Source organism: Paenibacillus sp. WLX2291, assembly GCF_046603665.1.
GTDB lineage: Bacteria > Bacillota > Bacilli > Paenibacillales > Paenibacillaceae > Saccharibacillus.
Genome location: NZ_CP176755.1, coordinates 1,295,765 through 1,309,737, shown reverse-complemented (window position 1 = coordinate 1,309,737; position 13,973 = coordinate 1,295,765). Strand labels below are relative to the sequence as shown.

Here is a 13,973-nt window from a genome sequence, read left to right as displayed (position 1 = left end):
GAATCGCTCCTTTGTTATTTGTTGTTAGCTTCCATTCTGTTGTCACTCTTCATTGTTGTTCTCATTTGTACATAGGTGATCGAAAAATATAAATCATATGTTTAAATATAGGCTTGTTTCTTCGCTTGGTTCTTCGCTTGGTTCAGCATTGACTCTAGCTTGTCGCCATTTCAGTTAAATCAAACCTTTACGATCCAGTACAGTCAGCAAGCGGTAAAAATCATAACTGCCGCCATCCGGGTCGTTAATAATACCAGCTTGAACTGCTTTTTGTACTGCTTCGTTTGCCCATTCCGGCACATCCATGGAATGATTTTTCTCAACGGATTGTACCCGGCTGTCGATTTTGCTAATGCTGGTTTTCAGCAAATCACGGCTATCGCTCAAGGCAGCGATACGATCTGCCTGTGCTTTGACGGTTGCTTGCAGCGCGGCAAATGCTTTTTGCTCATCAGTTGTCATCGGTTGGTCACCTCCCTGCTCCGTATGTTTTTGGATATAACGTGCTTTCAATTCATCCAGCGTACCGCGGTAAGCATTCAGATCCACTCCACCGCTAATCCCGTCCACCTGACCGGAATCGGTATATTGCCAGAAATCCCATTCTTGCCATGCTGCGCTATGATCCGGTATGCGCGTAATGCTGTAACGGGCAATCCACAAGTCATACGCGCCAAGAGTAACATCGAAATTCTGTGCAAACGCATTGCCCGTATACACAATTGGCTTACGCCCACCTTGTCGCTCCACTTCCTGCAAAAAAGCAAGTGCTACGGCATTGATGCCACTTTTGCTCAAATTGCCAGGATTGTTCTCGTAATCCATCACCGGCGGCAGATCAAAAGAAGAAACGCCACCCGCTTCATTGAGACGGGTCACAAAATTCGTTGCTTCCTGCCGTGCCGCTATTGCCGTAGTCGCATTTACAAAATGATAGGCACCGACGAGTAATCCCGCCGCTTTTGCCCCTTTGACATTGGTGATGAACTGCTTGTCTTGGTAGCTGCTTCCTTCGGTTGCTTTGATAAAAACGTACTGTTTGCCAGAAGCCTTCACCTTGCTCCAATTGATCGTTCCTTGCCAATGCGATACATCGATCCCCTGAGCATTGTTGCTGCTTCGTGATTGCATGGTGGTATCCTCCTTTCAAGTCTGTTCATGCATTCATTTGGATGAATGCGTTATGATTCAGCTGGTTCTGTCCGCTTTACAGTAAGTGTTCATAGTTTGCGTAAGAAAAGAGTGGGACTGCGTTCTAACATAGAACAGATGATTGGCATGTTGCATGTTGTCGTGAAAAGCATCCTGTACTATATAAGGAAATATAAGATACACATGTACAATCTGTTTTGAACTATTTTTAACTGTTTTTAAAATTTCTTTTGTATCATCCGTTGTATGAGATACAGTAACGTGTGCGTTTGTATATGACGATGTATCGTATTGAGCGTCGTTTGACGGTTTGCATCTAATCCTAGATCTGGTACTCAAATGACAGCATCATTTTACAATCTGGTTGTTATTGTAAAAAAACAGGCATAAAGCGGTACTTACTCTGCTTTATGCCTGTCGTTATAACGGTATTGATGATTATTTCAAGAAGAACGGTGATTGGCATCGTTTGGACCTTCATCGGGTTCTGTAGCATGTACATTAATCGACGATGGATGCAGATCAGACGAATCTTCTTTTGTGGAGAAATCGGCATCGGTTTCTTTTCCTGTTGTCGTGACATTGTTCAGCGAATCAACCGACTGTGCTGAATGGGCATCGTCGGTTTTTTCGCTAATTTTCTCCTTCACTGCTTCCGGCTGCGCTTCCGTAGTCAGATTCGGATTTTCAGGTGGTGTCTGTTTTGATTCGAAAATCTGTACCGCATTACGCAAAATATCCGGCATCGGCAAACCCATTTTGCCGACATTTTCAATGACAGACAGCAGCTCATTTGCCAAATAAAAAAAGATCACCGCATCTTTGAAGTAACGCAAACTTCCGAGTGCCTGATCTATAAAATGCGCGACAGCAACGATAACAAAAATCGTCACTTTGCGAATGATCCCTTTGAATCCGATCCGACTTTTCAGTTCTCCTCGCATCCAGGCAGCTCCGAAACCGGACAGCCAATCTACTATTACAAGCAACAATAACAAATTAATCAACACATCCCAACCCCCAAACAGGTAGCCCGCAGCACCGCCAAATGCCGTCGAGACTATCTTGATGATTTGCGGCCAAGGCTCCCCCATCCCCTTCCTTCTCCTTTCAGAATTATCAATGTTAGATCTTAAATCCCAATAGCTCGCACGTTTGTTGCATTAAATCTGACCTCTCTAAATGAAGAAGTATTTATATATACTCTAACTGTGATTGTTGAGTAACCAATACCAACCACTGTAAAATAAACACCTACACTCGTAGATAATATATATTGATCTCCCCAACTACTGATCCAAGCTGTACCCCCATCAAAAACATAATTGCCATTGGTGTCATAAACTTTCACACCAGTTAGACTAATATGCCCAGATGCTAAATTATAAGGGAAATTTTCCAATGAAAAAACAAAATCTTGGGTTGTATTAGATCCTCTTGTTATATATCCTGAATTAGTCAAACCAGGTGCACTGCCCCTAACCTCTCTTGCTATCGCTCGAATATTTCCAACTTTGTTAACTAATGCTGAGAAATCTTCGCTGCCAGCCGCTGAAACATTTTTGGCGTTAAGCTGGGCTGCCAGCTGATTCTTATAGTTAACGCCAGAGGACTTTAAATCGCGGATATCATTTCCTACATCGTAATAGTTATTTCCATCGTCACGCACGACAAATTTTCCGTTATTTACATAGGCAGCCGTACTGCCATTACTTTTGATGTCAAAATAGCCATCACCATTCCAATTAAATCCGGTATCTGAATCACCAAGAGTGAGTGTATATGAAGGAGTTGTGCCCAAATTAGTTTGCGCATTTAACCATGTACGGTTATACGTAACAAAGTCTCCTTCCACACCATTTTTCACTTTTACACGCCCTGTATCTGAGTTGATCATAATCCCTTTATCAAAATCCCAATCTGTAGCATCCACACTTTTGGAAGGAGCCAAGTGTAGTCTACCACCTGTAGTACTTGAATTAGCAGGCGTCTCCAAATGAGACACCCAGCGTTTACTACCGGGGCTATGAATCATCAGCGGGGTTGTATTCGGGTCACTGATGCTCAGCGTGCCCGAAACGGTTCCTCCTGTCTTGGGCAATGCCGCATCCGAAACCGTCTTCAGTGCTTTTGCTGTTGGAGCCAGTGTTTCACTCGTGCTGTTCGTCGCATTGGTCAATTGCACAATGCCCGCCTGGGTCGTACTGGCAGGTGGCACGTTGATCGTATCGACCTTATCCTTCACCTGCTTTACAGCTGTATCGATCTTATCCCAGTTATCGTTCAGCATCGTTTGGACATTGAACGTATCGTTTCCGTCCGTTGCCGGATTCTTTTTCAGCAAATTCAAATTAGGTGTATTGCTCGCCATTATACTGCACCTCCTGCAAATTTAGACAATGGGATCAGTTCCATGTCACTTAGTGTTTTGACCTGATGAATTTCTTTGATTAGCAAATAGCTGAACTTGTATTCTACCGACAAATGTGCGGGCTTGATCTCTTCGATTGCTGCTTTCAAATCGTCCAGATTGGGCGGAATGCCATGTGTATCAACAAACTGGATCGTGAAGTTCCAGCGCTCTGGTTGAAACGTCACAGCAACCGTTCCGCCATCATAAGCTTCAGCTACATTTTTCACCAGAGCCCCGGAAAACTTCCCACCACCGCGCAGCTTCGCTTCAGCTACCGCACGACGTTGCTCCAGAGGCTTGGTCACATCTACCGCAATACCCAGCTCATTCTCCCAACGCTCGATGCCCCACGTTGCCGTCCGAACGAAAAATTGTTGAAATGTCTCATCCAACGCTTGATATAAAGCGTCCATTTCCGCACCCTTGCTATCCATATCAGCGCGTATCACACGTGAAGTTTCATAATACGCAGGCAAGTAGGAGAATAGCTCAGCGCCTTTCACACTGGAAAATGCATCGCTGGCAATACTTAATACTGCTCCGCTTTGTGCGGATATAATGTTCGAAGATAAAGTACTTGTTACACTCTGGGATTGCACTTCATTCGTAGTATGAACACTATTTTCAGCATCATTACTTGCTCCAGTATTGATTTGTGTTTCATCAGCCATTGACCGTCACCGTCCCCAGTACGGCAACCTGATTAGCACTGATCTCGATATTTTTATCACTGGTGCCATTCACAGTCAGCCCGGTGTAGTCGATGATTGGCGGGATATCGAGCAAGATCGCTGCAATCCGTGTATAGCGGACAAGCGAATCGGTAAACGCCAGTTGTTTCAAATAACTACTAACGCCTTGTTGAATCTGTACCTGTACCTGTTCAAGTGACACATCGCTTGCCAATGTCAATTGCACCGCGATATGAATCGGTACTTCTTCTGCTGCCATAACGGTAATGATCGGTCCAGCTGGAGCAGCACCTTCGCCCTGTCCGTCCTGAGTCGGATCAATATACGTTTGCACAGCGCTCACAATGTCCGCATTGGCAGCTCGTTTGTCAGCATCCAGCAAATAAATCCCAACCGTACCCGGCCCTTTCCAGAGTGGAATGACACGACTGGCTCCAACACCAGCGATCTCGCCTGCCCATTGCATATATTGTGCCTTATTCCCACTTGTCCCCTGATTGCGCACCTTCGCATAAAAGCGTTCGAGCAACGATGAATCAGTCTCCACATCAGTACCGCCAGTCAATGCCGCCGCATTCGTAACACCAGTAATACCACTAACAGCAGTCGATAAAATAGTAACTGCGCCCGCAGGTACATTGCTGCTTTTGCCAGCTACCAATGCACGTACAGCTACGTCTGCTTTACCTGTAGCATCCAGTGTAACTGCTGCTGTCGTTTCGTATTCCAATGAAGCTTCACCAGACACATCGTCCGCCTGCGTTGCAACGACTGTCCCAACAGGCACGACTTTGCCAGCTTCGCCGGTAAACGTCATGCGTCCAGCTGCCTGTACGGCTGCCCGCCGGGTTACACCATGCTCAGCAGCACGCAGATCCAATTCCTCTGAGCGATAACTGTCATCGCTGCTAGCTGCAGTACTGGCAAAACCTCTACGCAGTAATTCCTGCGCCCAGATCGCCGCTTCAGACAGCATAAAGGCAACGGGTGCCTGCGCATCCCAAATAAAAGAGCCTTCCGATTTGTCAATATCCGAAGGCACTTTGTCCAGCATTCGCTGCATAATATTGTCTTCTGTTTGTTCTTCCAGATAGTATGGGAAATCTGCCAATTCAGATCACCTCGCTTTCCAAAATTTCCGTATCGTCCTGCACACTCGTAATCCGGCAGGTCATCGTGCAATGGTCTTCCGACCACGTAAACGTAAACTGGTCCACCGCTTCAGTCCGCGCATCCACCAGCAACGCTTCGGTAATCATGCGTGTCATTTCGCTTTCCAATACGGCACGTCCTTGACCGGTCCCGATCAGTTCCTCCAGCTCGCTACCATAATCACGGGAATAAATCACATGCCGGTAACGTGGAGTCAGCAACGCTTTGTGACACCACTGCACCCAAGCTTCTTTGTCATCTGCTAGAGCGACACGTCCGCTCGGCGTCATCACAAAATCACCAGCGTCATAATCGTAGCGCCAGCTTTTACCAAAGATGACAGTACTGCTGTCACTGTCGATGACACTTTGCTCGTCTCCCCAGATAAAATCGTCAGTACTTGGGAAAAGATTAGCCATTGCCGCTCACCACCCTGCATAAAATAACGACATCGTTACCACTATTCACACGCAGCGCTAGCACACGGTCACCAGGCTTCAGCCCTTTGTTCAGGTATAACACGGTATCTTCTACTTCAGTTGGATCAAACGCATAATCGCTCAATGTGGCATTCCCGTGAAACGTACCCTTTCCCTGCTCATGCGTGCTGCCGGTATAAATGCGCTGCGGCAGTTCCAGCATTCCCGGCAATTCGGCAATCATATAATCCTGAATTTCATGTTTAAAATCGTCCAGCTTGACCCCGGATGACGTCATCGTGCCAAGCACCGCGCCTAGACCGTTAACTGCCTGCTGCGTATGCTTGGACATCGTGGAGCGCATCACGTCGGCAAAATGCCCGTAAGGATCTTTTTTACTCAAGATAATACCTCCTTCTGACGTAATCCGTCGTTGCCAGCTCCAGCGTCATCGTACCCGGATTGCCCAGATCATGGCTGACCGTCATAACGATCAGCGTCATACCGCTTAGCAGTACGGCATCGCCTGCACGGATGGTATTCATATCGGGTGCAGTTACGGTAAACGTCTGCTGTACGCCGGTTAGATAATTTTTGGCGTACTTTTTGGCAGCATCCGCGGTTTTGATCTGGTCGTCGTTCATTAGCTTTTGCAATGTACCGAGGGTAGCGGTGTTTTTTTCTTCAATGGCAAGTACTTTGGACGGCACTTCTTTGCCATTGGTCGCTTCGTTAGCTGCCAGTACCTTCACCTTGGTAACGGCGCCTTCCAACGTGCGCATCTGAGTGAGATCAATCAGATGATCCAGCTCCTGCACCTTGCTATTGCTGCCCAGCTCAAATAGTTCCAATCCACGACTTGTCATGCGTGGATGGAACATCGGACCACCGGATTTGGCTGTTTCTTTCAGATCAGCAAACAGCATTGAGAAAATCGTCTGTGCTCGGTATACTGCTTTGCCCAGCTTCGTTTTTGTATCTGGAATATTGCCTAACGTAATACTCCAATCTTTGGCATATTTGCGAATACGCTGACTTGCTGTTTGATCTTTTGGCAACAAATACTCATCTTCGGATTTCTCCAAATAAATCATGCGATCATATACTGTCATATTCAATCGCTTCGTCCCACTATTCGTACTTTCGATCTCCCAAATGACTGCCGGATGCAGCAAAGGATGGTAGTTCTTATCGCCAAACGGAATGCCACTGATACGAATATCCATGCCCGGCGTCAATGCAGGCAAGCCGGAACCGCCGTCCAATGCCAGCCGCACACTCGCCTGATACGAAATCTGATCCAGCGAATCGCGCAAGCTAATCGTCTCGACCAGCTGTGTCACATCGTATTTATCCTTGACGATGACCTTGTAACTCATGATGGCATCACCAATTTCTGTCCGGGTTTAATAGCATTCGGATTGCCTCCGATCACCTTCGTATTCAGCTTGTAGATGTCATTCCATTTGGAGCTATCACCCAACTCTAGCTTCGCAATCTTGGACAATGAATCGCCGGATTTGACAGTGTACGTTTTGCCCGTTTGCTTGAGATCGGTACGGGAGCCAGATTTGGTTGTCGTTTTGCCGTTGTTTGTTGTTTTCTTCTGCTGCACTTTGGCATCCCGCCAAGTACGGAACGTGATATCAAATGAAATATCGTCCGGCTCTCCACCGCGGAACGTCGTATTGTAGGTGATCAGATAGACAGGTACGTTTACGCCTGTACCGGTAATGACTAGCTGTGCCGGACGTTTGGAGACAAGAAAGTTGTTCAGCTTGTTCGTCGCTGCCTGCGGGGTAGGCAATGTGCTGTATCGACAGTACGATGCGTCGTAGTCTTTTGGGAAAAAGGAAGTAAAGCTGATTTCCTTGATTTTATCACCGAGTGTAAAGTCGAACTCGCCGTACTCTAGCATGTTGATCGTTTCGTATCCTTTGGAGCGAGAGATGGTAATTTCCTCGGGGTTGACTGGGAAGTGGAAAAAGTTACGTGTACCGTCGATCAGGTAGATGTCCATAGTGTTCCTCCTTTCTAGGTAGGATTAGATATGTTTAAGCCATGATTGGTTTAGCTGAAGTATTGCCTTGTGAATTGGATTTACGATTTTGCATCGATTTGCGCAGTTCGTTGACGACGCGTTGACCAATTTGTAGAACAAGGGCATCATAATCCAATTCGTTTTCTTTGACCGTCAATTGGACTGCACCAGCCGGAATATTGATAGAGACAGCATTAGTCACTTCTGTTTTAAAATCTTTTAGTGAACTTGAAATTGCATTCATCTGATTGCTATCAATTTGAATAGCGCTGTCTTTGCCTGTTGCAGGTTTGTTAGCTGCACTTGTAGTAACAGTAGCAGGCTTGGCTGTAACCGTTGCTGCTGCACTACCTGTTGCGGCGCTTCCTAGTGGAGAAGCTATACTTGCTGCAGGAGCTGCTGCAGCCTTTTTAGTGTCAAATAAACCACCAATTTTGCCACCAAGCCAGTCGCCAGCTGCTCCAAATAACATACCTCCGCCAATACCACCAATAGCAGTTCCTGCTCCTGGAACGACAGAACCAAGTGCACCACCTGCCATAGTTCCCAAAGCTCCGGCAATCATCGAGCCAATTGCTGCTCCACGTTCTTTGCCACTAGTAGCAGTAGCAATACTGGCAATATCCATAACTGCTCCAAGAGGGCGGAATATTTTACCAGCACCTTTTGCAAGACCACTTCCAGCAGATTTTGTTACCGATTTGATAGCATCCCAACTTTTGGATAAACCAGAACCCGCGCCTTTAGTAATATTTTTCAACCCATCCCATCCACGAGATATAATACCACTTGAATTAGGAGTTCCAGTAAACAATTCTTTTGTTTTTTTCCACCCTTTAGCTGCACCAGCAGCAATGTCACTACCAAACCCTTTTAGTTTGCTTAATCCAGTTGACAAGAAACCTGACCTTTCACCTGGATTGCGTTGAGCTATTCTTTTAGCACTTTCAAAAAACTTTCCAGCAGCTCCACCTATGCCTTGGAAAAAACCCTTGATTCCTCTTTTTCTACCCCCGTTACCTCCACTACCGCCATTATTTCCGCCATTATTATTATTGTTACCATTATTGTTTTGATTGTTTCCATTATTTTGATTGCGATTATCAGACGAATCAGAATCGTTATTTTTTCGATCAGGATCACCAAGATCAATATCGTCTAGTGGCGAGCCACTTGTATCACTATCTTTACAGCAACAACAGCACTTTTTATTACTATTAGCTGCGCGATCCAGATTAGATTCGCCTTCATCACTTTTTCCTTTTCCTAGCCATTTTTTTATTGTCTCTACTGATTCATCTATTGAAGTTGGAATTTCTATAATGTTTTTGCCAAGATCAATATATTTAGATATTGTATCTACTATGCTCTCCGGTTCTTCTGCTTTTTCTGTTTTGCTAGAACTTAAAAGTGCTAACAAATTAGAATTCGAGTTGGAATCCACTGTTACATTTACGGGACCTGGAGGTGGAATTTTCAATCCTTTGATAAATACGTCCAATTTTTGCTTTACTGTGTAATGACCTGATGCATTGATCGCTTCGTCCTGTACACTCCGCAGCTTCCGAAGTAGTCGCTGTAGTGCCGGAGTAGCTTGATCGTTTAAGCTGATCGTTGGCATCAATCTCAAGCGACTTAACTTGAGTGCAGTACGATAAGCACTCTCAAAATAACGAACGGTAAACTTCAATTCGTTATTTGGCTTCATTATATTTTGATATTGAGTTCGACCTAATCGTTCACTTGCACGCTGAATTTGATCAAAATAACGAACAGTCGCCCTTAATTCACCGTTGCTTTTACGCAATTCTGTAATATCTGTAGCCATAGCGTCACCTCCTGATATCATTATCAAATTCTATGGGATCAGAGATTGCGTACTATCTATTGGATTGAGTCATTGCATCCATTTCCTCCTGTGAAAATGCGATCAGCATCATGCGCTCGCCCCTCGGCAAATTCCAGAAGTCGCCCGGTCGGAGATGATGGCGTGCCCACATGTGGTACATCATCGTCGTGATTCCGCCGGTGTGGATTAGTTTTTTAAGTCTTCAAGCTCCACGCCGAAGCCGGACAGTTCGAGCACTTTGTCACCGACGGCATCCAGTTCGCCTGCCAGCAGCATACGACGTACTGCCTGTTCACCGCCGGACAGTTTCAAACGACTCGTAATTCGTGGATCGCCCCAGCCATTCAGCGCCAGACCCTTCACTTCCAATTGAGCAGTCGCTTCCGAGATCAGCAGCGCGTTGAACGTCTCTGTATCCACTTTCTCCTCCGTGCGACCTTTTACCGTCTTGCGCACGGTGCAACGCTCACGAATGCTATCCACCTTACTCGACGTCAAACCGCGCAGTGTCATCAGCAGATCCAGACGCTGAATACGTACCGTTTCTTCCGGCAGCTTGTCCGCAGCTTCAAACAGACTATCCAAGATTTGTTCTTCCGACATATTTTCATTCAAACTCATAGGTAAATGCCTCCTGAAAAGTAAAATAGATTTCGTTCCATACTGGTTCCTTACAACCATGACAAATGACAGTTAACCGTTCTTACTACGCCTTAGCCAACAAACCATACGTCATATCTAAACAAACGTAACAGTGCAATAGACATAACAATTCGTTAAACACAAAAATGAAACATGCGGCAAATCCATCATTCTCGAATTTACCGCATTTCATATTTTCATACTGCGCTATTATTACGCTGTTATTGCATTAACTTCAGTTCGCGACGATCGGATCCAGCAGCTCGTATCCTTCAAATGTAAAGGTCGTTTCTTCCGGCACTTCCTCACCAGCTGTCCAGTTCGCCAGTTGGATTTTGTCAGCCATGCAGCGGATCAGACGTACGCGCTCATGTCCGTACGATTCGGGATCGTCCAGTTTGGAGATGATATCGAATTTTTGGAAACCGCGTTGAATCATATCGGAAGTTACTTTGTAACCGGTCATTGTGCCTGTACCTTTTTTGATACCATTTTTGTGCACTTTCCAGTCGTTGCCAACCAGATTCAGCTCGCGTTTTTCAATTTCCACGCTTGCTTCCAGTTTGTTAATATGCGTTTGCCACACACCATCGATGTGCAGTTGTCCATGGGTACCGAGAATTACTCTTGAAGCGTCCAACATAGTTTGTTCCTCCTCAGGAATGTTTGTTTTGATTGGAATAGACTTGCTTTACAGTTGGAAATTATTGCACGTAAAAGGTGCCGAACAGCTGCTCCATCACATCGGTCAGCTTCACATTCCATTGCAGGAATACTTGATCCGCTTCTGGTTTCAGCACAGGCGATTCACCATAGTATGCCGGGTCAAGAATCACATCGAAGCCAGATGCTTCGATCACACTGCTCTGTGCCAGCTGGGTCAGATATTCCTTCATCGCACCGATCAGCGCCAGACGACCTTCTTCCGTGTTATTGACTTTGCCGATATAGGAATCTTCTGCCGCTTGTTGCAGATCGGTGTTGATTGCATCCATAACGCGGATCGAACGGATTTTTTTCCAAGCATTGTTCTGACCTGCACCCGGAATCACGAGGCTGTTCACGCCGCGCAGTGCTTTCACTTGACGACCGTCATTGAAGAAAATGAACACACCATTTTTGACCGCTTGTTCCTGCTCAGAGCGAGTCCAACGGCGAGTCACATCATCAAATGGAGCGACATGATACGTTGTAGATTCGTTCAGACGTTGACCGGCAATTAGACCGGCTACGTATGCACTTGTTTGGGCAGAGCTGTAATCGGTTGTGCCGATGCGCACGCCTGTACCGACATTGACGATACCTTCGTAGTTCAGTGCCAGCGAGCGTGTAGCTGCTGTAGTTGCTGCCTTAGCAGATACATCGTCTGCTGCGCTGCCGCCGACAACCGCGGTAATCAGCTTACCTTCGCTGCGTACACGTTTTACCCATGCAGCGAAACTTTGCAGCAATGCAGAATCAGCTGCAAAATCCAGCGCGAGTACGTCAAAGTTTTCACCTTCCAGCGCTTCCTGTGCTGCGATATAATCGGCATTCACCAGACCAGCATTACCGCTCGCACCGCCGCTGAATGCAGCTGTTGCCACGTCAGACGGAATACCGCTATTGCCAACGACAGATGCAACTACATACGTGTTGTCTTCATCCGCATTGATCTGAGCTGCAAAATCGGCTGCTGTACCCGCTGTAGATACATACGAACGCAGCAATCGTGTGCCTTCGTACAGACGCAGTTCTTTTTTCGTGCTATCCGTAATACTTGGTTGTACGGTTGCTGTAAAGCCGTTACCGCGTGTACCAGTATATTGGGCATCCAGTTTCAGTACGGCTACATCTTCCGCTTTCAGCGTAACGCTTGATTTTTTGGCTGTATCGTCAGCCAGACGGTAAGCGAGCAGCTTTTTCGGACTACCCAGCAGTGCCAGATAGAGCGAGCTGTAAGCTGTTGCTCCGTTGTCGCTATCACCGGAGAAGATCGAGTTGATTGCAGTCTCGCTGCCAATCTCTACAAATTGTTGCTCCGGTCCCCAGTTGCCTTTGACCAGTACAACGACTGTACCGCGATCTCCACCTTGGATTGCAGAAGCTGCTGCCGCCTGAAAATTCATATATAAACCCGGTAATACCGGTCGATTCGTACTTTCCCAAGTTCCGCCTGCCATATTACTCCACCTTCGCTTTCATAAATTGTTGGATTTGTTGGTTCACTTCGTCGATTGTAAATGTCTGACCAGATGCAGCATGGAATACGCCATGCATGACTTCCGGTTTTACGCCAAACAGGTAGCCAGCATGCTGGATCAGTTCATCCAGCGGATAGCGCGCCTCACCTGAGAAAACCGAATGATCTGTAGACTGCACAGAGGTTGACTCTGCTTGTGCCGTTGTTACTGCTTCATCGCTCGGCTCCGGCGATGTATTCTGTGTACCCGCAGATACCGTTTTGGAGTCTGCTGCTTTGGTATTGCTACGTTTACGGGCAGTAGTTGTACTACCCTTTGCACTTGTTGCCAATGCCATCCACCTCGATTCTGTTACTTGTATGCCGTTGCCAGAACGTCTAACCGTCCAACACCGGTTTGTTGTGTACTTCACGCACCAGTGGTGCATCCGGCAGATCACGCTGAGCACGGCGCAGCAGAGTCAAGCGAATTTGTCCATTCAAAAAAGCATCTGCCTGTACATCAGCAGATGCTTCGCCTACCGTCAAATAACGGCGTGTTGCGCTATCCAGTACAATTTTCACCTGTGCATTCAAGCGCTCTACCAACTGTGCGGCAATACGTTTGTTTTCCTGCTCACTATGCCCATAAATATGACCCATCCACTGCTTGCGCAGTTCAAAAGCAGTGGTACCTGGTGCCGTAGTGCTGATGCTGGTCAGCCGCCACAACACCGAGCGCTCCACATAACCGGAAGGCCAGGCATCGTTATAGATCGTCCAGCTCTCGCCAAGTTGCTGAGCGGTCCAGTTATTAAGTGCTGTTAGCCATGGGTCTTTGTCGGCGTCGGTTTCGACATTCGCCTCTGGCTCCGGTACGTAAATGCCAAACCGAATCGGTCGTGTGACCAATCCACCCAGCGGCTCGGTACGATCGCTGTCGGCAGCGCCGAGATATACACACGTAAAGGCTTCGCCTGCATCGTCTACCAGCCGCGTATTATGCAGCTTTTGGATCAACGTCTCACACCAGGCTTCCACCTGCTCCATGCCACCAGAGCCAGGCAAAGCATACGGCCAAATTTTCACAATCCGCCGATAACCTACCCATGACGATTTCTGCACTTCCTCAGCAAACGTAATGACTGCACTGGCGCCGCTCAATCCGACATCCGGCAACTGGATATCCAGTACCTTGCCAGACCAGGCAGGAATCAGCTCAGCCAGTTTGGCTTTGAGGGTTGCCCTGATCTTAGGGATGATACTCACCTCCTTTTTGCAAAATGAATAGCTGCTACATCAACAACGGAGAGGAAGAAAAGAGCCAGTATGACCGCATAAAAAAGAACCGGCTTCCTATGCCAGTCCTGTACATTAGCGTATGTGCTTTCGGTCGTTTGTGCTCTTTTGCTTCATTTCCGATAATACAATCTTACACTGGATTTCTCCTAA

The 13,973-nt window shown here is 46.7% G+C and carries 14 protein-coding genes and 1 pseudogene; all 15 read right to left on the bottom strand.

Annotated features, from left to right (window positions below; translation table 11 throughout):
* Positions 1-174: 174 nt before the first annotated feature.
* Positions 175-1,131: a glycoside hydrolase family 25 protein gene (locus ACDE64_RS05645; protein ID WP_411349291.1), complete on the bottom strand. Its 957-nt coding sequence runs from the start codon at positions 1,129-1,131 to the stop codon at positions 175-177.
* 716 nt (positions 1,132-1,847) lie between these two features.
* Positions 1,848-2,246 (bottom strand): annotated as a pseudogene (locus tag ACDE64_RS05640) (holin family protein); the annotation flags it as partial.
* 38 nt (positions 2,247-2,284) lie between these two features.
* Complete coding sequence (locus tag ACDE64_RS05635) at positions 2,285-3,523, bottom strand: phage tail protein (protein WP_411349290.1); 1,239 nt, start codon at positions 3,521-3,523, stop codon at positions 2,285-2,287.
* Entirely contained in the window at positions 3,523-4,122 is a 600-nt protein-coding gene (locus ACDE64_RS05630) for a YmfQ family protein (protein ID WP_411346714.1), read from the bottom strand. Before ACDE64_RS05630 ends, ACDE64_RS05635 begins: the two co-directional genes overlap by 1 nt.
* Positions 4,123-4,228: 106 nt before the next feature.
* Positions 4,229-5,368 (bottom strand): baseplate J/gp47 family protein, encoded by a 1,140-nt coding sequence (locus ACDE64_RS05625; RefSeq protein WP_411349289.1) that lies wholly within the window; start codon positions 5,366-5,368, stop codon positions 4,229-4,231.
* A gap of 1 nt (position 5,369) precedes the next feature.
* Positions 5,370-5,828 (bottom strand): DUF2634 domain-containing protein, encoded by a 459-nt coding sequence (locus tag ACDE64_RS05620; RefSeq protein ID WP_411349288.1) that lies wholly within the window; start codon positions 5,826-5,828, stop codon positions 5,370-5,372.
* On the bottom strand, positions 5,821-6,192 hold the full coding sequence (locus tag ACDE64_RS05615; protein WP_411350239.1) for a hypothetical protein: 372 nt from the start codon (positions 6,190-6,192) through the stop codon (positions 5,821-5,823). The genes ACDE64_RS05620 and ACDE64_RS05615 overlap by 8 nt, the downstream gene beginning before the upstream one ends.
* A gap of 31 nt (positions 6,193-6,223) precedes the next feature.
* On the bottom strand, positions 6,224-7,207 hold the full coding sequence (locus ACDE64_RS05610; protein ID WP_411349287.1) for a phage portal protein: 984 nt from the start codon (positions 7,205-7,207) through the stop codon (positions 6,224-6,226).
* The gene (locus ACDE64_RS05605; RefSeq protein WP_411345506.1) at positions 7,204-7,848 is read right to left on the bottom strand and encodes a LysM peptidoglycan-binding domain-containing protein; all 645 of its coding nucleotides are present in this window, start codon (positions 7,846-7,848) and stop codon (positions 7,204-7,206) included. The genes ACDE64_RS05610 and ACDE64_RS05605 overlap by 4 nt, the downstream gene beginning before the upstream one ends.
* A 34-nt stretch (positions 7,849-7,882) precedes the next feature.
* On the bottom strand, positions 7,883-9,697 hold the full coding sequence (locus ACDE64_RS05600; protein ID WP_411349286.1) for a hypothetical protein: 1,815 nt from the start codon (positions 9,695-9,697) through the stop codon (positions 7,883-7,885).
* Between the two features lie 207 nt (positions 9,698-9,904).
* Complete coding sequence (locus ACDE64_RS05595) at positions 9,905-10,339, bottom strand: phage tail assembly chaperone (RefSeq protein WP_411349285.1); 435 nt, start codon at positions 10,337-10,339, stop codon at positions 9,905-9,907.
* A gap of 256 nt (positions 10,340-10,595) precedes the next feature.
* A complete protein-coding gene (locus ACDE64_RS05590; protein ID WP_367054442.1) occupies positions 10,596-11,003 on the bottom strand; it encodes a phage tail tube protein in 408 nt (135 codons plus the stop codon).
* 61 nt (positions 11,004-11,064) lie between these two features.
* Complete coding sequence (locus ACDE64_RS05585; RefSeq protein ID WP_411349284.1) at positions 11,065-12,522, bottom strand: phage tail sheath family protein; 1,458 nt, start codon at positions 12,520-12,522, stop codon at positions 11,065-11,067.
* Between the two features lies 1 nt (position 12,523).
* On the bottom strand, positions 12,524-12,874 hold the full coding sequence (locus ACDE64_RS05580) for a hypothetical protein (protein ID WP_411349283.1): 351 nt from the start codon (positions 12,872-12,874) through the stop codon (positions 12,524-12,526).
* A 46-nt stretch (positions 12,875-12,920) separates the two neighbouring features.
* Entirely contained in the window at positions 12,921-13,790 is an 870-nt protein-coding gene (locus ACDE64_RS05575; protein ID WP_411349282.1) for a hypothetical protein, read from the bottom strand.
* Positions 13,791-13,973 lie beyond the last annotated feature (183 nt).

Coding starts and splice junctions, on each gene's coding strand:
- ACDE64_RS05590 (WP_367054442.1), bottom strand. CDS start 11,003: ATGTTGGACGCTTCAAGAGTAATTCTCGGTACCCATGGACAACTGCAC.
- ACDE64_RS05610 (WP_411349287.1), bottom strand. CDS start 7,207: ATGAGTTACAAGGTCATCGTCAAGGATAAATACGATGTGACACAGCTG.
- ACDE64_RS05600 (WP_411349286.1), bottom strand. CDS start 9,697: ATGGCTACAGATATTACAGAATTGCGTAAAAGCAACGGTGAATTAAGG.
- ACDE64_RS05635 (WP_411349290.1), bottom strand. CDS start 3,523: ATGGCGAGCAATACACCTAATTTGAATTTGCTGAAAAAGAATCCGGCA.
- ACDE64_RS05595 (WP_411349285.1), bottom strand. CDS start 10,339: ATGAGTTTGAATGAAAATATGTCGGAAGAACAAATCTTGGATAGTCTG.
- ACDE64_RS05585 (WP_411349284.1), bottom strand. CDS start 12,522: ATGGCAGGCGGAACTTGGGAAAGTACGAATCGACCGGTATTACCGGGT.
- ACDE64_RS05645 (WP_411349291.1), bottom strand. CDS start 1,131: ATGCAATCACGAAGCAGCAACAATGCTCAGGGGATCGATGTATCGCAT.
- ACDE64_RS05605 (WP_411345506.1), bottom strand. CDS start 7,848: ATGGACATCTACCTGATCGACGGTACACGTAACTTTTTCCACTTCCCA.
- ACDE64_RS05620 (WP_411349288.1), bottom strand. CDS start 5,828: ATGGCTAATCTTTTCCCAAGTACTGACGATTTTATCTGGGGAGACGAG.
- ACDE64_RS05615 (WP_411350239.1), bottom strand. CDS start 6,192: ATGCGCTCCACGATGTCCAAGCATACGCAGCAGGCAGTTAACGGTCTA.